Genomic DNA, 19,900 nt, shown 5'->3' on the forward strand with positions numbered 1-19,900 from the left:
ATGAATTTTTCCTATAGTGAAAAAGTTGAGAAGTTACAGGACAAGCTGACGAATTTTATGGCGCAATACATTTATCCAAATGAGGCCGTTTATGCTGCACAGGTTGAGGCAATGGAGGATCGTTGGGGAGCGATTCCACCGATTATGGAGGAGCTGAAGCAGAAGGCGCAACAGGCAGGTTTGTGGAATTTATTTTTACCAGATAGTGAATATGGGGCAGGTTTAACCAACTTAGAATATGCACCTTTATGTGAAATCATGGGCCGTTCACTTCTGGCCCCCGAGGTGTTTAACTGTAATGCACCTGACACAGGCAATATGGAAGTACTTGTACGCTATGGAACGGCACAGCAAAAAAAACAGTGGCTAGAACCATTATTACGAGGTGAAATACGGTCCTGCTTTGCGATGACGGAGCCAGCCGTTGCATCCAGTGATGCTACAAATATTGAGGCAAGCATTGAACGCGATGGAGATGAATACATTTTAAATGGCCATAAATGGTGGACAACTGGTGCTGGGGATCCTCGCTGTAGGGTGGCTATTTTTATGGGCAAGCATAAAGATACAACGGCTCCTATCCATGAGCAGCAGTCTATGATTCTTGTACCGATGGATACACCAGGAGTAAAAGTGGAGCGTATGCTAACGGCTTTTGGCTACGACCATGCGCCAGAAGGACATGGTGAGGTTACATTTACCAATGTGCGTGTACCGGTGGAAAATATTTTATGGGGTGAAGGTAAAGGCTTTGCCATTGCGCAAGGCAGACTAGGACCAGGTAGAATTCATCATTGTATGCGTCTTATTGGTGCCGCAGAGCGTGCATTAGAGGAAATGTGTGTGCGTGTACAAGCGCGGCAGGCATTTCATCGACCACTAGCAGATCAAGGGGTAATGCGGGAGCGCATTGCAGAATCTCGGATGGATATTGAGCAAGCAAGACTTTTAACATTGAAGGCTGCTTATATGATGGACACAGTAGGCAACAAAGAGGCAAAAGCTGAAATTGCTATGATTAAGGTAGTTGCTCCAAATATGGCACTCAGAGTCATTGATCGAGCTATCCAAGCATTTGGTGCTGCTGGGGTAGGTCCCGATACAACGCTTGCTGCACAATGGGCTAATTCTCGTACATTACGTTTAGCGGATGGACCAGATGAGGTGCATCGTAATACCATTGCTAAACTAGAATTGAAAAAGCATGCCAACAAACAAGAGGAGCTGGTGAAATGACGGTCCTAGAGTTATTTAGCTTAAAAGGTAAAACAGCGATTGTGACAGGTGGAGGACGTGGACTCGGTGCGCAAATTGCTCAAGGATTTGCAGAGGCTGGAGCCAATGTGGTCTTATGCTCACGAAAGGTGGAGGCATGTGAGGAGGTTGCCGCTGAGCTCGAAAAGCTTGGTGTTCAAGCATTAGCTCTAGCCTGTGATGTCACAAAGCCTGAGGATATTGCCAATGTGGTAGCCCAAACGATTACAACATTTGGTAGAATTGATATTTTAGTCAATAACAGTGGCGCATCATGGGGAACACCTGCCATTGATATGCCCTACGAAGCCTGGCAAAAAGTATTTGATGTCAATGTCAACGGGACATTTTTATTCAGCCAAGCCGTTGGCAAAATTATGCTAGAGCAGAAAAGCGGCAAAATCATTAATATTGCTTCTATTGCTGGACTAGGTGGGACGCTACCAGCCTTTATGGATACGATTGCCTATAACGCGAGTAAAGGGGCTGTCATTACTTTAACGAAGGATTTAGCCGTCAAATGGGGGCCACATGGAGTCAATGTCAACGCTATTGCACCAGGTTTTTTTCCTACGAAAATGTCCAATGTCTTAATCGAACGTGGACAAGACTATTTGATGGGTGTTACACCGTTGAAACGCTTAGGCTCCGAAAATGATTTGAAGGGCGTAGCTTTATTTTTAGCAGCACCAGCTTCGGACTATGTAACTGGGGATGTCATTGTAGTAGATGGGGGCATGAGCTCCATTATTTAAGGAGGGAGATAGAATGGATACGATGCAAGTAAGGTCAAGTGAACGTTTGGATGTTGATAAACTACATGCCTTTTTAGAGAGTTATTTCACTGAGCTTCCACAGGGGAAGCTTGAAATAGCACAATTTAGTGCAGGGCATTCCAATTTGACGTATTGTTTAAAAATAGCTGATTTTGAAGCTGTTCTACGTCGTCCTCCGCTTGGACCAGTTGCCAAAAAAGCGCATGATATGAAGCGGGAATTTACGATTTTATCGGCACTGCATCCATTTTTACCATCGGTTCCAAAACCATATGTCTATGTAGAGGATCGAGACATTATCGGGAGTGATTTCTTTTTAATGGAGCGCAAAAAAGGAATCGTCCTTGATACACATTTTCCAAAAGGCACAGAACCAACAGAGGAGCTAGCACGTCAATTGTCCGAACTGATGGTTGATTCTTTAGTTGCATTACATGCTATTCCTTATCAGGACACTCCGCTAAAGGATATCGTGAAGCCTGACGGATTTCTTGAAAGACAAGTATATGGCTGGATTGAGCGTTATGAAAATGCGAAAACAGCAGAACATGCAGAAGTAGCGATGTTAACAGATTGGTTAAAAAACAATCTTCCGTCCAATCATGAGGCAACCATTATTCATTACGATTATAAATTGAATAATGCAATGTTCTCCGAGGACTATACCGAAATGATTGGCCTTTTTGATTGGGAGATGGCAACAGTAGGGGACCCACTTGCTGATGTTGGTGTAGCAATGAGTTATTGGATGCAAGCGGATGACCCGAAGATGCTATTATATGCACTTGGTGAACCACCAGTAACTGTATTACCAGGCTTTTATACCCGACAGCAATTTATTGATCGTTATGCAGAGAAAAGTGGGCGAGATGTGTCAGCTATTCATTATTACTGTACATTTGCTTATTTTAAATTAGCCGTTATTTGTCAGCAAATCTATTATCGCTATGTTCAAGGACAAACGCAGGATGATCGCTTTGCTCAGATGGATAAAATGGTCGCTGCCCTCATACAACAAGCTTCTCAATCAATATGATTTTATGGAAAAACGGTTACTTTTAATAAAGTAGCTGTTTTTTATAGCCCAATATAACAGATTATCCGACATTAATTTATATAATTATTTATACTAACTCGCACAAAATTTACTCAAAAAACATAATAAATCACGTACAAGAAATTAAAAGAGGAGGGAACGTTTGTTCTTTTAGGTGGGAGTGTTAATCAATAACTATTTATTGTTTTTCGATAAAAATAATTGACTTGCAATAAAAATAACGCTATCATCAATTACAACAAGGATTTAACAAATGGAGGAAGAAATAATGGGGAAATATTTACTTGCCACAATTCCGATGATCATGGGGATCGTATGTTTATTTATAAAAGGCCTTATAGGAGATGAGATACTAGCAGATGGTACGATAGTGGAGAAAAACTTCTTTTTAATTCCATTGAGCTATTTATTTTTCTTTAGCGGTATACTTACATTCTTGATTATGGCGTTATCTTCTACATTCAAAAAGCAAACTTCCATATAATAATGCTAAAAACAGGCTCTAAATAGGGCCTGTTTTTTATAACCATGTTTGATCTAGCTTATCACTGTAGTAGTGAATAGCTTTTTTATAATCTTGAATGCCTTGATGATTGGCTGTGCGTAATATCGTGTTCAATAATGTTTCCATTGATTTTGCATGTTCGCCAAGATTATAGAGTGTCATGGCATAGAAGACCTTGATTTGCTCAGCCTTGGGGAACTCTTGAATGGCTTGTTCAAAGATCCGTTTTGCTTGCTCGTATTGTCCTATAGTCCGATAGGTGCTTCCTAAACCAAGATAGGCATCCACTAAAACTTCTGCTTCTAGCCCCAACTTTATCGCTTCTTCGTAGTGCGGAACAGCCTCTTTTTCCTGCCCTAAAGAATCAAATGTCCAAGCACATTGAAATTGATAATAAGCATTTTGAGGCTGTTCCTTGACCAGTGCCACCATACATTGATTTGCTTCCTCAAGCTGTCCGTTTTTTCTTAATGTAAGTATGTGTTCTAATTGTTTGTCCATTATATTTAACCTCTTCTTTACTATAAGTAACTTACCATTCATAAAAACAATCTTCTATCTGCAACTCAAATGAATCAGCTATTCGCTTAATTTCTCCACAATCATGATCGCAAATAAAAACATGGCCTGATGGATCGATGAAAATGGGATTACCCCCACCATCCATTGAAATAACATAGCTCGTTTCTAAAACATTTGGAGATAGGAACTCTTTATATTGTTGACGGAAATCCAGTGTTAAATCGACAACGGTTTCGTTTCCTAGACTTGAGCCGTTAGAAAAAGCATGGATTGCTATACCTGCATATGCCCCACCAAACGTTTCAATGAACGCTACGTAGTCGCTGTGAAATTGTACATGAAGTTGTTGCTGTGCCTCTATGATTTCCCTTTGACTTGCAGGTTTACCCACTAACGTTTGATGCTTCTCATTAAATAAAAATAACCGCAAACGCTTTATTAGATCTTCCCTCATAGACATTCTCCTTTTATTCAGTATACACGATCCTTCATTGCTAGGAATCTATGGGAATGCTATTGTTAATGTAAATAATAACATCTACTGGGGTGATAGAATGCTAGAGCGTTCAATGGAAAAAACACGGGAAAATCAAGAGGGAAGGGAGTGATGATACAAAAATAGAAAAGAGGATGAAGATAATGACATATCAAAAACTTATGTGTGATGGATTTGAATTAAACTATTGTATAAAGGGGCAAGGCCAACCAATTTTAGTGGTGGGGAGTAGTGTTTATTATCCACGTCTGTTCTCAGAAGACTTTTATCAACATTTCCAGGTGATTTTTTTAGATCATCGAGGTTTTGGTAAGCCAGCTCAAGCATTTACGCAAGAAGATTATACATTGGACAAAATAGTGAAGGATATGGAGTATGCGAGACAAATCCTACAGCTAGATAATTTAATAGTGTTAGGACATTCAGGACATGCATTTATGGCAATGGCGTATGCCAAAGCTTATCCCCAGCATGTTCAAAAACTCGTACTCTTAAATACAGCAACATCGAATAGTCAAAAAAGACAGCAACAAAGCTTATCTTATTTTGAGGCACATGCAAGTAAGGAGCGTAAACATCAATTTGCGCACGAAATAGCCTTATTGGAGCAGGATCTAAAGAAGGAGCCTGAACGACGCTTTGTTCATATGTGTATTCGTATGGGGGCGCATAGTTTTTATGATTTTATGTTCAATGCTACCTCTATGTGGGTTAACGTTCATCCGAATATGGAAATTATTGATTATCTATGGGGAGTAGCTTTTGCGGAGCAGAACCTTTTACAACAAATGCTACAAGTTAATAAGCCAATTTTTTTAGGTCTAGGCAGGTATGATTATTTAGTAGCCCCTATTTCATTATGGGATGCAGTAGATCATATTCCCCATGTAAAGAAAGTCATTTTTGAAAAAAGTGGTCATAATCCAATGTTTGAAGAGCCTGTATTTTTTAATGAACAACTAATTCAATGGATAAACGAGGGGTAGTCGAATGGCTGGTTATGCTTGTATAGCAATTAACCAGCCTATTTTAATAATAAAAAGAGAAAAGCCAAAGTATCAACTACCTCAACAAGTTTTACGTATTGCATCAATGTTTTGACAGTCCATAATGACAGGCCGTGCCATATCATCGATTTGAAGGAAGTACCCGCAGCAGCTGTGCGGAATAAGATAAATAAAGTATATTCCTAGAAATTGGCTGCCATCTGAAAGGTATACATCTACTAAAGTCCCTGGTTCAAAACATTCTAAGTGACTACAAATACAGCTTTGACAATGCTTTTCAATTTGATTTTGTTTCTGATATTTTTTTTCAAATTGGGGACTATTATAATATTTTATTTTATAAGAATCTTCCTCAATAATAGGATGCTCTACGCTGGGAGAGTGACCAAAGTAAACATTCTTTGATTCACAATAGCATTTAGAAAATTTATGATAATTGTTAAATTCCCAATTCATTCGTGTTAAATATCTGTTTCCATCCATTTCTAAAACGCTCCTTTATGATTACAATGTCATGCTAGCATGAGTCATCTATTTCTAGTCTATGTTAAAGAGCCCTTTAGGAGATGGTAAAATGTCCATTTATCTGTACAATATAAGAAAAGACTAAACTCATTAGTAGAGTTTAGTCTTTCAAATTGTAATCGCCTTTCAATAAGCCGTATATCTCTAAATCAACAACACCCTTACCAGACCATAATGAAGCTTGTCTCAAAAGACCTTCTTTTGAAAATCCATTTTTTAACAAAACCTTTTTCGAGGGTTCATTTAAAGGCATGACTTCTGCCTGTATTCGATTAACATTTACCTCTTCCAATAAAAATTTTACGATTGTTGCAACTGCCTCTGATGCAATGCCTTTTCCCCAGGATGCTTCAGCTAAATAGTAACCGATTGTTACCATATCTACTTTTTGATTAAAGTCCATCGCTTCGATAATCCCTACTAGTTTTTCACGCTGTGATATTTCGAAGATCCCCCATTTAATCCTGCTTTTCTTCGTATAATCACGTTCAAAATGGCCAATCATTTTTTGAACAGTTTGAAGGTTATGTTTTGGGATGATGCCACAATACTCAAATACCTTGTCATTATCATAAATAGCAAATAGCTCTTGTATATGTGAGTCTTCAATTTTTTTAAATTGTAAAGTAGCTGAATGTAGGGTAGGGAACTGCTTAAATACTTTCTCAATAATCATCGACCTTGCTCCTTTATTATTCTTTAATGGGAATGTAGATTTTCATTTTCATCTCCTGTGGATAGATCGATTGCATGACATCGGTTATTTCAAAATCAGGACCCGTATCGCGCTCATAATTAGAATTCGGCAACCATACGCCGTAAATGAAACGTCTTGTATTTTGAATTCCTTCCGTAGTGCTATTCAATGTAAACTCCGCATATTTACCAGCAGGAATTTCAAGGTGGGTGAAGCCTATCTCTATTCGCTCCTCAAATGTTTCGACTTCCTCTCCTACAATAAAGGAAAATTGACCATTCTCCTGAAAGTTTGTAGAAATGCCATACGCCATATTAGGGGCTACCTTATGTGAAATTCGCTCATAATAATGCTGCTGACCAAAATCCAAATAAAAGCCAGGTATTTCTGCATAGTACTGTTCGTCTTGTAAGGACGTTTTGTATTCATAGCCTGTAATACGTTTTTTAGATAAGTGAAGTATTTCCGGTCGCTGCATAGGGAGCTCTCCTTCCAGTTTATAATCCAAAAAGTTTATTTTGGTTTGAAATGGTATGGAGTTGGCTCCTTTTCGGTATTTAGCAGGTGTGACACCAAAATACTGAACAAATGCCCGTGTAAATGCCTCCTGAGAACCATATTGAAAGTTGATTGCAATCTCAAGTATATTCTGCTTTGTTGTTGCTAATAAGGAAGCTGCTTCAGAAAGTCTCCTGTTGCGAATATACTGCTGCACAGAAAAACCTGTAATGGCTTGGAAAAGTCGTTGGAAATGAAATGCTGAAAAGTAAGACTGAGAAGAAATATCTGTAATCGTTAACTTTTCATGTAGGTTTTTCTCAATAAACTCTATGGCGTTTTGAATTCTTTCAAAATAATCCATACCATCATCCTTTCTTAACTCAATGGTACCGTTTAATGGGAAGGGTTTTTTGATAATTTGTGCTAATTTGTACATTAAATTGTAATGTATAGGAAATCAATAGAAACATTGATTAAAACAATAAATAAATGTATAATTTAACTAAATTTACAAGAAAGTGAGTGATAGATGATGATAGTCAGCTCTGTTTTCCCATTGAATATAATAAAGGTGCGGGAGAATAAATAGATTAGTTGATTTCTTCCGCAAACAATCGGAGGAGAATATATGTACAAAAATTACGGACCGTTAAGCACAGCACTTTATGATTTTACGAAACCAGTTGGATACTCGCTTGGTGGAGATATTGAATATTATCTAGAACGACTGCAAGGTGTAAAGGGGAAGATTCTAGAAGCAGGGGTTGGTTCTGGACGTTTCTATATTCCTTTTATGGAAAAAGGCTTTGATATAGAGGGAATTGATCATTCCCCAGAAATGCTAGCATCCTGTCGAAAAAGATGCCAAGAACGAGGATTGACGCCAGTGCTGTATGAAGGGAATGTTTGCCAATTCACCTTAGGTCAACAATACGAAGCCATTGTTATGCCTACAGGCTCATTTTGTTTAATTGAAAATCATCAAGAAGCACTATCAGCTTTAACCTCTATGTATCAGCACCTTGTCCCTGGTGGGAGACTCCTAGTAGATTTATTACTTCCTACAGACTGGAAAACAGGAGAAATTACGACATCTTACCATCAAATTTCACAAGATGAAGGAATTGCCCTTGAAAGAAAATCGATTGCCATGAATTGGGTGGAGCAATATACGCTGATGGTTTTAAAATATGAGAAGTGGCAACAAGGCACATTAAGTGATACGGAACTGCAAAAGTTTTTATTACGCTGGTATGGGATTGAAGAATTTAAGCTTTTATTACAAAGTGTGGGCTTCTCTGCAATAACTTGTTCTGCGAATTATAAGTTCCTTCAACAACCAACTGAAGAAACGTCACTCATAACGTTTGAAGCGGTACGTTAATTAAAATGACCAGTACTCCTTAAAAGAGTACTGGTCATTTTTACGAATTAGTCAAGTTTTAATTTTGTTGCAGTTCCTATTCCTTTTGTATGCACATCGACTTCAATTTGAACTTCAAGATCTGGATAGAGGGTCAGCCAGTTCTTTTTAATTCGATTCCATGCTTGATAGTCCTCTCGGTGTAGTACATTACTAAATTTTAATAAATCGGCTTGATAGGTTTGTTGAATTGTTTGAAGTGTACGTTCTAATCGCTCTTTGATTTGTCTGCTCGTTTCTTTATTTAAAGCATCGATGGTTTTTGATTTTGTTAAATCCAATGGACAACTTATCTCTGCAACGTTTTGCTCAATATCAAGTTTGATGGAAATCGAGGGTACATCATTTTGAAAATGACCCGTCATTTTAGTAGAAGAATTAATAATTTCTGTTGAGATTTTCCCTTCTTCAGGACAAGCAATAATTTCAAATGTACTTTTTATATTATTATTTAAAAAATTATAGTCTCTGCTTTCTTGTTCTGTTAAATAGCCGATGAGCTTATAATTTTTAAAAATGGCCAGTCCACCATATTTTAATTGTGCAGGGCTATCCATTTTTTCTATATTCGAGCTAAAATCTCCAGCATCCGCATCACCGTATATATGAATAGAGGGTAAGACGGCACTATGATCAATACTGCCTAACGATTGAATTAAATCATCAAGAATAACAGATTCTGTAGTGCCCCATACTGCTTCAGAAACCTTTAATGATTTAAACATTTTGCTAGCAGGCACATCCTCTAAAGGGGTTAAAACACTTAATATTTCTTGTGCAGTCGAATCATGAGAAACAATAAAGTTAAAATCACTTCGTCCTTCTGGGTCTCTTTGAAATAAATCTAAAATGCTATTCATACCTTCCTCAGCCATTTCTTCACCAATAATAATAATTTGGGCATGCGCATAATAAGGCTTTCTAGGTGTTAGCGCTGTTAATTTTCGAATGGCATCAAATAATGATTTACCTTTTGCATGGTAGGTAAAAACAGGGACTTGAATGCCAGATGCTTTGTTCGAAGCCACTTGACTTGGATTAACAATCTGAACAGAAATTTCGAATTGCTCGTCCGATTTATCCACACCAACAGCCGTAACAATAGCTAGTTCGTTTAACTCCCGCTTATTCCAGCATCCACCTAGTAAAAGAAGTACTGACAGCAATAGGATGAATGATACCTTGTGTTTAATGGTGGACACCTCCTCTAGGAAAAGAAGACATTTCGGATACTATTAAGGATAAGCAAAAGACAGGCAAAATAATCAATAATGACAATCTCAATGAATCTTTTTGAAGGAGAATAAAATGAGAAAACAAACTGTGAAATGGAGGTAAGAAAAATGAAACAATCCTTATTTAAAGGTGTAGAGGCCATTTTTATTCCAATAAAAGATCCTAAATTATCGGCTAAATGGTATGAGGAAATACTCGGATTTAAGCTTCAATATATAGAAGAGGGCGCAGCAGTTATGAAAATCACTGAACAATCCCCCACGGTCATTTGCTTAGTAAAAGCTAAGGAGCATCAGCCATGTCATTTTCCAGACAATCACTTTGGTGTGGGGAAATATGTGAACTTCCTTTCTCAAAATATTGAAGAGACCTATTTATTTCTAGTGGATCATCATGTTCAAGTCGAGGCTTTAGAAGGAGAAGGGGACACCAAATTTTTTACCTTCTATGACCCTGATGGGAATCCTTTAGGTGTTTGTCAATCATTATAAGCGGGTCACTGCGTTAACAGTGACCCTAGTAACAAATCTAGGAGGTGTAAGGCTAATTAGCTTTACACTACTATAGTATACTAATTCTCTATATTGAAATAGTTAATTGCCTGGGTAATAAAAAGAAAATTTAGAATTTTATAAAATTGAATGGGGTGGACCTATTTTTTAACAATATGCATGTAATGGATAGTTTCAAAAGCACATAAGTAATCTGTTCGATTTTGAAAATACAGCTCTTGAATCGCTGTAGGAGATAGATGTTCATATATAAGCAAACCTAATCGATCTAGCATCCTCTCCATGTCCTCATAAGCATAGCATGATTTCATTGGTTCACCACCAACTGCGGCCATTTTGACCATGTTTTCTACTCTATTGGAGAGTCCTTTTTCCGTGAAGAGTGTTTCATCACCATAATCCAAGACAATGGAACTACCTGATGGAACTAAGGCAAATAGATGATTGAGTAAACTTGCTAATTCATCTTTTGTTAAATAATAGGACACACCTAACAGACTAAAAAATGTTTTTTTAGATTGAAAGCCTTGCTCTGAAAATAATTGAGATTGAAATTGCTTTGTAAAATCCATTGGTACAAAATGCAGATGATTCAAGAGGGGGAGAGAAGCTTCCTGTAATCTTTTTATTTTGGATGTCTGTGTTGTGGGATAATCCACCTCAAAAATTTCCAGCATGGTTTGTCCTTGTTGCTGACGATATGGAAAAGTATCAAAGCCAGCACCTAAGATGACATATTGCTCGACACCAAGCTGTATTTCGCTATGCAAGACCCTTTCACAATAAGCAGCACGTGCCAAAGGAGTCGGAGAGAGTTGAACCTGTGTAATCCATTTTATTAATTCCTTTGAATCGTCTTTAAACTTTGTAGCGATATCTTTATTAAAAAATGCAATGCCTTGTATCAGATTAGCTTGAATATTTTGATATTCTTCTTGTGAAATCAATTCCTTGGCTAAATAATCATCAAAAATTTTCGGCGTATCAAATTGGCTATGGTAGGCTCTACTAAAGGCAGCAACTAATGAAGTGATACTAGATTTCTGTTGATTCATACCAACACTCCTTAACAAAAAAATAGGATTCCCCTGGCCAGGAGAATCCTATTATATATAATATTTATTTAAAAGTAAATTTTAGCATAAAAATATTTTTTTGTCAAGTTATAGATACTGAGAAAGAGGAGTAATATGAAAAAATTTAAAATAGGCTTATCTTTACTCTTAGCAGTAATTGTTAGTGGTATGCTTATTACATGGAAAGATCAACGCTATTCTGCTATTGATCTATTAGAAAATGCTAATTTTCATGTGGAAAATTCCACTGTTACGCTACATCGTATAGATACAGATACAGAAGATATCTTTTCTGAAATGAAAATATCAAAAGAAACACAGCAAGAATTGATACAGTCTTTTCAACAGGTAACATTCAAAAAAACAGCCATAAAAACTATTGATTACGATTACCGAATGACAATTTCACTCCATACAAGCTACCCGATGTTCATTGATTCTAAAAATAAAATATTGGTTCTCCTTAACACAAATGAAAGCTTTGAAATGATAGAAGATCACGTTTTTTTTAGTCTTTTAGAAAAAGCAATGGAAGATTCACAGAATTAGTTAGTATCCAACACAAGCTATAAGTAGGGATACAGCATAGATCTTCCCTGTGAATTATGTAGATGAACCAACTGGGAATGGTGAATTTCACACCTCCTTTTATAGTGTCCATTCTGATGAAGAACTCGGTATCTGATATGAGGTGAAAAATAAAGGCACACAACAATTTAACTGGAGTGTCACGGCTTCGGAAGGGAAAATATGGGCTAAAGGTAGAGTAGCTGCTGAAGGACAAACATCTTTACTGGAAAAGGAAGCCTATATAAGTCAGAGGGAGCGTGTGCTATGTCAATTAGTATGGTGGATGGAGCTAACGGCGTGTTTGATTTGCCATTTAATTAGTAGAGTAAAAAATTTTTAAGAATGTGTAACTTTTTAAAACATCAGCCGTCTAACTCATCAGTAGAATACAAAGAACTAAAGCAAACTAGTAACATTCACTTTTCACAAAAGGGCCAGGATTCACATTTTGTCGTGTTTCCTGGTCTTTTTGTGGTGGTAGTCCTATAATTTAACGAAAAAATAAAGAATTTATGAAACCTTTAGCCTGTTCATTCGTATTGTAATTTGAATCTAAAGCTAGACAAGATTTAGTAAGATTCACTTTCACTTAAAAGACTAGAGCTTACATCATCATGTGAGAGTCTAGTCTTTTTTGTATGGTTGTTCAGTATAATATGTTAATCTATGAATGAAGATATTTCATAGTCTTCAACCTAAACGCAAAATGGCCAGTTCTCTTTAAAAGAGTGACTGGTCTTTTTGTTTAATGTTCCTTTAGCAGACGTGTTTCTTCAGCATGTTTTATGAATAGCACGAAAAAGTTAGTAGCTTCACCTATCATAGTTAAAACCATAGAGACCTGTATGGTTGTAACAGCGCATGTCTTGCTTGTATTGCTTTTCCATCACTATGCGAGAATGATGAAGCGGATTTCATGCTTTTAGCAGAAATTTTTCAGTTAGAGCAGGGGGAGCATTGTTATCAATTTCAGTTTGTAGAAACATTCTTTAAATTATGTGAAAATAGCAAACAGTCACCCACCTATACAGTGGGGCTGTCATTGGTAAATGACCCTGTGTCATGAGCTACGGTTAGTCATTTATGAGATTTCGTTATTTCTTATTTTAATGAAACTAAGAAAGACTTAAAATTTGATAGAATGATTTATTTTCTCGAAAAAGCATTAATTCCCCCTAAAATCCTATTGGAAAATATTTTAACTTGTTCAGCGCCTCAAGTTGTCGTAGTATTATAACGAATCAAAACTAAGTAAGTTAGTAAGATTCACTTTCACAATAAAACCAGGTGCTCCCCAAAAGAGAGCATCTGGTTTTTTGTTTATATACGATATAGCTGTATACTTAGCGATACCCGATCCATATTGCCTAAGCACACAGTGATTATTTTTTCTCAGCTGCAATGATTAAAAACATAGGTCTCCGTAGTTCATCCTGCATGTCCGGAATATTTTTTAGCATTTCCTCTGAAGGCATAGGTTCCTTCACCGCACTTATCGTAAATCCAGCTTGTATTAAGACATTCATATAAGTAGACAGTGTGCGATGGTATTTAATAACATTTTCGGTAAGGAAGGTCGTTTCTCGAATGCCTTCTATCTGATAATGATCAACTGCCCAATGCAGGCGGTTGCCATTCTCATCGTAGACCCAATCTTGTTCATTGCGTGATGTGTATATAGGATGCTCTACAGAAAAGACAAATGAACCATTAGGTTTTAGATAAGCATAAACCTTCTTACAAAGTGCTTCGAAGGATTGTACATAGTGAATCGCTAATGAACTAATTACTACATCAAATTGAGAAGCGGAGAAATGGATATCTTCGATCGGCATCTTTAAATAGGTAATAAAAGGATCATTCGTTTTTTCCTGCGCTTTTTGCAGCATTTTTTCTGATAAATCCACACCAATTACTGATTTTGCCTGTTGTTCACGGGCATAGCGACAATGCCAGCCGAAGCCACAGCCTAGATCAAGTACGGTCTTATCCTGGAAATCTGGAAGAAGTGCTTTTAATACGTGCCATTCACCTGCCGCGTCTAGTCCTTGAACGGAACGTGGCATTTTTTCATATTCGGAAAAGAAATTGATTTCATCATATTTATTTTGTTTCATGTATAGAACACTCCTATCAATTAAATTCGCCCCCTAAATCTACTGACAACCTAGGAGGCTAGCTATCTTCTTCTAACCATTGTTCCACCTCATGTAACTATTTTTTTTACTATAACACATGATCATTCAGGCGTACCTAAAAAATAGGAGAAGAACAGACTTGGCGTCACTTGATTATGAGTAAGAAATAAATAATGAAGTATTAGAGGAAGCCGAATACACTCCTCGTCAAATCAAAAAGATCCCATCTCTAAAATTTAGAGATGAGAGCTACTGTCCTTTATATACTTTTAATCTAACCACTTAATTGAACAATCGTTAAGGAGCGGTTAGCATAACTAGCGACGAAGGAATCTGAAGCTGCACTGGCTCCCACCACATCCCCTGCGGCTAATGTAGCTTGGACCACATAGGCCGAGCTACTTCTATTGACAACATTAAAGACTGCAATGCCGTTTAGAAAAATCGGTTGACCATTGACGGTAATGCTAACTGTGAAAAATGGTTGATCAGGATCAGGGGCTGCTGTTGCTTGCGCATTAATCGAAATGGTGATTTGATAGACACCGTCATTTTGAACGACCAATTCATTCCCAGATGGGCTAACCGTAACATTTGATAGCGGACCAACCACTTGGAAAGTGACGGGTATTGGATCAGGTGATAAAAGGCCCAATGTATCTCCTCTAAGGGATCCATACGCTAAAGCACTTCGATCTGGTGAAGGGACAGGAACAACAGGACCAAGAAGCGCAACAATTTTTGGGGAATATTTCATTTCATTTGGACAACAGTTCTGACATGTATGTTTACCGAACATTCTCTAACCCTCCTCTATGCTCTCAATATAAATATTATATTCAACTCTCTTATCTTTAATAGAACCGGCACCTAGGCTACAGATTAGATAAAACCTAAAAACACTAGTATTTTTCTGTTAAGTAGTTACTTGTTGATGGTGTCCATTTTGTTAGAAGTATTCCAAAGTTTGAGATGTTATTTCAACTCATATAAAAAGAAAGCCAAGTATCAAGTCTGGGCTTTCCTTAGTTAGCGGTATTAAAAAAGCTACTTTCTCGCCTGAATCAAGGTGAACCAACTTTTTCCATTGAATGTACCAGAAACTCTGTATATGGGTTGATAGAAATCTTTTGTATCATACATATACGAGAGCTCTATTAAATCGACAGTAAGCTGATCGCCTTTTTTTATCAACAGTTCTTCTTCTGTTACGAGTGCATTATATTTTATCTGTGGAAATTCGCCCTTCTTAATTCGCTCATACACCTCTGCAGGTGACAAAATATTTACTTCACGGATCAATTGATGCTCATGAATATTATACGATAATGAATACAAACTACCATCTGGTTTCAAACCGAGCTCTACCTCACCAAGCCAATAATCTTGGTTCAATTCAGCTTGGTCAGGAAGCGTCCATTCAAATACGCCATTATCCAAGGCTGTAAACTCCCCATCTTTAGGAAGGAGAGAAAGCTCATCCATCATACTCTTTGCCTTCTTCACAAGTGTCTCTTGCACAGCTAAAGAAGGTTGCACGGGCGTATAAAGATCGTCTGTTAGCGACCAATTTCCCTCTGAATTAATAAATAGCGTATACGAGTTCTCGGCTTTATCTTTCAATAAGAGCTCACGATCACCACGAATATCCTGCCGACTTAACTCTGATAAATCCAATTTCTTTTGCAACAAAGTCTCAACTTCATCTGTATGAATTATTTTTTTATACACGGGGGCAACGGTAGATGCTGTATGTAAATCTAATGAGGTGGTTACATCAACATCCGACATATTTAATTTTGTGTAGGCATTAATTGCTAAATGACCAAATTCCTGTTGAGCGTAGACAATCATCATGCCAATAAAAATCAAACCCATCATGAGAGGAATGGCTAGGTTTCCGATCAAACTTTTCATTTTTATTTTTTTATGCTGAACAATAGAAGATCCTAGTCTATATAACTGGTATCCAATAATCCCACCAAGCGAGTTGTTGATTAAGTCATCAAGCTCGAAAATCCCTGCTCCTGTAAGTGTTTGATACGTTTCAATGGATAAGGTTGCCATCACCACTACAGGAAGAAGCCATTTGAACAATTTAAATTTAGAGAAAAGTAAAGGTAAGAAAATGCCTAGTGGCACAAACATTAAAATGTTAAAAATACAATTTTGAAGATCACGTAACGAGTATTTCTTCCATGCATCTATATAGCCACTAAATGGTTGGAGATTCATTTGCATGAAATGGGAAGAACCACGCCCAAAAATCGTTAGTTCACACACAAATACAATATAGCCGATAAAGAGTGCTACAAGTATCAGTTGCTTAAAGTTTGTTTTTTTTCGATTTGACTGATGTTTTTTATGATAGAGGAAATAATAAAGTCCAATAAGTAAGAACTCTGCACCAACTATAAGGATGACTGGTAACATTAAAATTCGAATGTTATTCATAATATCTGTAACGCCCAAGACAAGATGCTCCTAACTATGTTAATCTATTGTCGACTTTTCTTATTGTAAATGGTAATTATTAATAATTATTGAGAAAAATTATGAAGATTTCTTAAGATTTTGTAGTATACCTAATTGAGGGAAAATGCTTTTATTTTCCGTAAAAAAGGGGAGGAACAGTCTAGGGATTATCAACAAAGTTTATGAAAATTGCACGTTTAGAGGCAAAGATAAACCTTGCTGTTTCGATTTATCAGCATAATTTTATGGGCAATAAAGTATAGGTAGGCATTTTTTATAAGACTTCCGTTGTATTGTCTTGTCAGTCCTTGTAATCAAAATTGACATAAACAATTGTCAGAAAATATCAATATACCCTATAATAAATAAAAAAGCTGAGAATAAGAGGTGAACTTATGGGGAAACCAGTAGATTACAATCTATTTCCGGGTTATCAAAACACACTTGACTCCAGACTTGAAGAACGTAAGGAAGAATTTATTGAGGAACTAGAAAGAGCAAAAGTTGATGGACATATACTTGAATTTGAGAAAACACCAGAAGAATTGCCCCAATAGTAAGAGCAAAGCATCTTGAAAAAAGATGCTTTTTTCTTTTATTTGGAGCTTGTTTATATGTATAAATTGGGCTTTTCACTGCAAGGAGCTCTTCCTTTTTAAGCGATAATAATTGAGAGAAATGTCAATAATCAATAGGATGTAGAGTACGCTAAATACATTTAAAATTAATGAAGGCAGAGGGAAAATGACCTCTCTAATCAATATTAACCAAATAGTGGTTGATACTAAAACAATCGCATCCAATAAAATAACCATAGTATGTTTGTGGGCTTTAAAAATAAAATTAAATACAACTAGCCTTACTATAAGTGGCGTTGTTAAGAAAAATGAATAGATCTGTGTAATTTCTTCTAGGCTCACATGCATCTCCCTTTGGTGTTATTTGAGTTAAATAAGCGGCAACAAATAAAAATAGGACTATTAACAGTAGTCCTATTTTAAGAGTATAGCATATAAATGTCTATTTTTCCATTTTACGTAAATAAGCGAGTTGTCCAATATGATAGGCATTATGAGTAGCAGCATTAGATATGATGGCCCACCATTGCGCCTTCACAGGGAATCCATTTACGATAGATAAAAGTTGTTCTTCCTCAATTAATTCTTGCCACGTAAGTAGGATATGTAATAGCTTTTCTTTTAGTTCATAGAAAGTTACCTCCTCTTTAACTAGAAACGTATTCGCATTATTTGTTTGCGAAGGAGCCTTCACTTGATTTTCTCGATACCGTATTTGCCAAATTTCATTCCAGTAGATTAGATGCTGGACAATTTCAGCCATACTATGGCTAGAAGAATCGGGTTTCCAAAAGGCTTCTGCTTCAGATAACCCTTCTACGACTTCAGAAAATGAGATATACCAACTTGGGTCATTTGCATTAGCTAAAAGTTGATCTAACAAAATGGTCTTCGCCTCCATCATTCACGTTCCTTTCTTCAAAGTAATTTATTGAATAGTATAACATTTTAAGTTTTAATATACCGATAAAATAGTAGTTCTGACTAGCTTTTATGAATGCAACAATAAAAAAGCTGCAGCTTATTAGAGCTACAGCAAATATAGATGCGGATTTTAACACTAGTTAAAACAGGCAAATCAGCTTCTATTTTCAGCTTTTTCCGATTCTTCTTTTTTACTTCTGAGTAGTAATGCCATGAATAAGAAACTGGCCACCCAAAAGGCAAAGAATAAATTTTCTAGCAAAGCCCAATGACCATTTTTACTATAATTCCAAATGGTTGTAAATAAAAAAATAATGATAAAGAATGCGATATATAAGCATTTTCCGAATGTAGTCACTTCAAGCACCTCTATTATTAATCATCACACATAAGAAAAGAAGAACGTAATAAAACTCTCTGTTTCACTCGTTATGGGTGATACACTCAAGGTTAGTGTGTGTAAATTTTGGTTACTTATACATCCACCGAAAAAATAGAAGGTAACACTTACCATATAACAACTTTTTTAAAAAAAATTTCAAAATTAGCGTATTCGCGTTATGTTAGACTGAACTTAAGAAATAGGTGGAAGGGACGGAAATAGAGTGAGACAGTATGCCAACAAAGAAGAATTGATTAGTACGATTAACGAAAAGTATAAAAAATATATTGCCGAATTTCATGATATACCAGAAATCTTGAAAAACAAACGGATTAAAGAAGTTGATAAAACGCCGTCTGAAAATCTTTCTTATCAACTTGGTTGGATAAATCTTTTGCTTCACTGGGAGCAAAAAGAACAAAAGGGCGAAGAAGTACATACACCTGCAGAAGGCTATAAATGGAATAATCTAAGTGGATTGTATAACTCTTTTTATCAACAATACGGAGAGTACTCTTTGAAGGAACAACAATCAATGCTTAATGAAGCTGTCAATCATTTATGTGAGTGGTTAAATACCCTTTCAGAAAAGGAATTATTTGAAGTTGATCAAAGACGATGGGCAAAAACACAAGCTAATTGGCCTGTTTGGAAATGGGTTCATATTAACTCAGTTGCTCCATTTACAAATTTCAGAACCAAAATTCGAAAATGGAAGAAGATGAACCTTTAAAAGATTAGATGTTCCTTACTATAACAAACCAAACGAATTGACTTTAGCCTTCCACAAATGGAGGGCTTTTTATTATCCACTATGACAACAAGTGCGATGGGTTATGGTACGTTTTACTGTATCTCGATGCTTCATATGAAGGAGGTGGAAGGGAATCAGTCAAGCAACAATCTTTCAGCGAGCTGCTATTATGGTGACCACTCTAAGAAAAGATAACACTTATCCATGTCAGTCCTTCTCTACAAAAGTGAAGTTTTTTTATGCTGACAGAGCTAAGCTGGTACATTGGCGCTTTTTATTCATACGGAAATGTAATTACATAATATAAAACTACTATTCAAATGACTATTGTAAAAGATAAATATGTACTATTTTACATAGAATTTAGAATATTCATATTAAATAACAAAGTATTTATTATTTTTCTGTTAAAATTATTATGTTAAACAATATTTTGGTATTGTTTGATAATTACCGATAATTTTGTTAAGAGGATTTAAAACTTATCTTACT

22 protein-coding genes are annotated in these 19,900 nt (G+C 36.4%); 11 read left to right on the forward strand and 11 right to left on the reverse strand.

Annotated features, from left to right (window positions below; all coding sequences use genetic code 11):
• The 4 genes from EW028_RS04500 (at position 1) to EW028_RS04515 (ending at position 3,571) form a co-directional block, all read left to right on the forward strand.
• Entirely contained in the window at positions 1-1,236 is a 1,236-nt protein-coding gene (locus EW028_RS04500; RefSeq protein ID WP_131520048.1) for an acyl-CoA dehydrogenase family protein, read from the forward strand.
• Positions 1,233-2,009 (forward strand): SDR family oxidoreductase, encoded by a 777-nt coding sequence (locus EW028_RS04505; protein ID WP_131520049.1) that lies wholly within the window; start codon positions 1,233-1,235, stop codon positions 2,007-2,009. The genes EW028_RS04500 and EW028_RS04505 overlap by 4 nt, the downstream gene beginning before the upstream one ends.
• Positions 2,010-2,022: 13 nt before the next feature.
• Positions 2,023-3,066 (forward strand): phosphotransferase family protein, encoded by a 1,044-nt coding sequence (locus tag EW028_RS04510; RefSeq protein WP_115673281.1) that lies wholly within the window; start codon positions 2,023-2,025, stop codon positions 3,064-3,066.
• Between the two features lie 289 nt (positions 3,067-3,355).
• The gene (locus tag EW028_RS04515; protein WP_048392534.1) at positions 3,356-3,571 is read left to right on the forward strand and encodes a DUF3955 domain-containing protein; all 216 of its coding nucleotides are present in this window, start codon (positions 3,356-3,358) and stop codon (positions 3,569-3,571) included.
• Positions 3,572-3,607: 36 nt separating this feature from the next.
• On the opposite strand, the gene EW028_RS04520 is transcribed toward EW028_RS04515, so the two are convergent.
• A complete protein-coding gene (locus EW028_RS04520; RefSeq protein ID WP_131520050.1) occupies positions 3,608-4,093 on the reverse strand; it encodes a tetratricopeptide repeat protein in 486 nt (161 codons plus the stop codon).
• A gap of 31 nt (positions 4,094-4,124) precedes the next feature.
• Complete coding sequence (locus EW028_RS04525) at positions 4,125-4,568, reverse strand: SMI1/KNR4 family protein (protein ID WP_131520051.1); 444 nt, start codon at positions 4,566-4,568, stop codon at positions 4,125-4,127.
• Between the two features lie 185 nt (positions 4,569-4,753).
• Here EW028_RS04525 and EW028_RS04530 point away from each other — a divergent pair, with 185 nt between their 5' ends.
• Complete coding sequence (locus EW028_RS04530) at positions 4,754-5,596, forward strand: alpha/beta fold hydrolase (RefSeq protein ID WP_131520052.1); 843 nt, start codon at positions 4,754-4,756, stop codon at positions 5,594-5,596.
• Between the two features lie 81 nt (positions 5,597-5,677).
• Here EW028_RS04530 and EW028_RS04535 read toward each other — a convergent pair whose 3' ends face one another.
• From EW028_RS04535 to EW028_RS04545, 3 genes are all read right to left on the reverse strand, one after another.
• Positions 5,678-6,100: a hypothetical protein gene (locus tag EW028_RS04535; RefSeq protein ID WP_131520053.1), complete on the reverse strand. Its 423-nt coding sequence runs from the start codon at positions 6,098-6,100 to the stop codon at positions 5,678-5,680.
• A 142-nt stretch (positions 6,101-6,242) separates the two neighbouring features.
• Entirely contained in the window at positions 6,243-6,818 is a 576-nt protein-coding gene (locus EW028_RS04540; protein WP_131520054.1) for a GNAT family N-acetyltransferase, read from the reverse strand.
• Positions 6,819-6,834: 16 nt separating this feature from the next.
• Complete coding sequence (locus EW028_RS04545; protein WP_193767316.1) at positions 6,835-7,701, reverse strand: AraC family transcriptional regulator; 867 nt, start codon at positions 7,699-7,701, stop codon at positions 6,835-6,837.
• Positions 7,702-7,968: 267 nt separating this feature from the next.
• Between EW028_RS04545 and EW028_RS04550 the strand changes: the two genes are divergently transcribed.
• Positions 7,969-8,724 carry a class I SAM-dependent methyltransferase gene (locus EW028_RS04550; RefSeq protein ID WP_131520056.1) on the forward strand — a complete coding sequence of 252 codons (756 nt, stop codon included), beginning with the start codon at positions 7,969-7,971 and terminating at the stop codon, positions 8,722-8,724.
• 47 nt (positions 8,725-8,771) lie between these two features.
• Here the strand turns inward: EW028_RS04550 and EW028_RS04555 are convergent, their stop codons facing one another.
• Positions 8,772-9,965 carry a Ger(x)C family spore germination protein gene (locus EW028_RS04555; RefSeq protein WP_131520057.1) on the reverse strand — a complete coding sequence of 398 codons (1,194 nt, stop codon included), beginning with the start codon at positions 9,963-9,965 and terminating at the stop codon, positions 8,772-8,774.
• 141 nt (positions 9,966-10,106) lie between these two features.
• Between EW028_RS04555 and EW028_RS04560 the strand changes: the two genes are divergently transcribed.
• On the forward strand, positions 10,107-10,490 hold the full coding sequence (locus EW028_RS04560; protein ID WP_131520058.1) for a VOC family protein: 384 nt from the start codon (positions 10,107-10,109) through the stop codon (positions 10,488-10,490).
• A 161-nt stretch (positions 10,491-10,651) separates the two neighbouring features.
• Here EW028_RS04560 and EW028_RS04565 read toward each other — a convergent pair whose 3' ends face one another.
• The gene (locus EW028_RS04565; RefSeq protein ID WP_131520059.1) at positions 10,652-11,566 is read right to left on the reverse strand and encodes a class I SAM-dependent methyltransferase; all 915 of its coding nucleotides are present in this window, start codon (positions 11,564-11,566) and stop codon (positions 10,652-10,654) included.
• 135 nt (positions 11,567-11,701) lie between these two features.
• On the opposite strand from EW028_RS04565, the gene EW028_RS04570 reads away from it, so the two are divergent.
• Both EW028_RS04570 and EW028_RS25140 read left to right on the forward strand, forming a co-directional pair.
• Positions 11,702-12,136, forward strand: coding sequence for a hypothetical protein (locus EW028_RS04570; protein WP_131520060.1), 435 nt, complete (start codon positions 11,702-11,704; stop codon positions 12,134-12,136).
• A gap of 142 nt (positions 12,137-12,278) precedes the next feature.
• Positions 12,279-12,497, forward strand: coding sequence for a hypothetical protein (locus EW028_RS25140; protein ID WP_193767317.1), 219 nt, complete (start codon positions 12,279-12,281; stop codon positions 12,495-12,497).
• 1,042 nt (positions 12,498-13,539) lie between these two features.
• Here EW028_RS25140 and EW028_RS04575 read toward each other — a convergent pair.
• The 3 genes from EW028_RS04575 to EW028_RS04585 form a co-directional block, all read right to left on the reverse strand.
• A complete protein-coding gene (locus EW028_RS04575; RefSeq protein WP_131520061.1) occupies positions 13,540-14,274 on the reverse strand; it encodes a class I SAM-dependent methyltransferase in 735 nt (244 codons plus the stop codon).
• 295 nt (positions 14,275-14,569) lie between these two features.
• Positions 14,570-15,094 (reverse strand): hypothetical protein, encoded by a 525-nt coding sequence (locus EW028_RS04580; protein ID WP_131520062.1) that lies wholly within the window; start codon positions 15,092-15,094, stop codon positions 14,570-14,572.
• Between the two features lie 248 nt (positions 15,095-15,342).
• Entirely contained in the window at positions 15,343-16,767 is a 1,425-nt protein-coding gene (locus tag EW028_RS04585) for a VanZ family protein (protein ID WP_131520063.1), read from the reverse strand.
• A gap of 398 nt (positions 16,768-17,165) precedes the next feature.
• Between EW028_RS04585 and EW028_RS25145 the strand changes: the two genes are divergently transcribed.
• Positions 17,166-17,327, forward strand: a complete 162-nt coding sequence (locus EW028_RS25145) for a hypothetical protein (protein ID WP_193767318.1) — start codon at positions 17,166-17,168, stop codon at positions 17,325-17,327.
• Positions 17,328-17,790: 463 nt separating this feature from the next.
• On the opposite strand, the gene EW028_RS04590 is transcribed toward EW028_RS25145, so the two are convergent.
• Positions 17,791-18,252 carry a DinB family protein gene (locus EW028_RS04590; protein WP_048392558.1) on the reverse strand — a complete coding sequence of 154 codons (462 nt, stop codon included), beginning with the start codon at positions 18,250-18,252 and terminating at the stop codon, positions 17,791-17,793.
• Between the two features lie 625 nt (positions 18,253-18,877).
• On the opposite strand from EW028_RS04590, the gene EW028_RS04600 reads away from it, so the two are divergent.
• Positions 18,878-19,387 (forward strand): ClbS/DfsB family four-helix bundle protein, encoded by a 510-nt coding sequence (locus EW028_RS04600; protein WP_131520065.1) that lies wholly within the window; start codon positions 18,878-18,880, stop codon positions 19,385-19,387.
• Positions 19,388-19,900 lie beyond the last annotated feature (513 nt).

The sequence above is a fragment of the Lysinibacillus sp. OL1 genome (genome assembly GCF_004332175.1).
In the GTDB taxonomy this organism is placed as follows: Bacteria; Bacillota; Bacilli; order Bacillales_A; family Planococcaceae; genus Lysinibacillus; species Lysinibacillus capsici.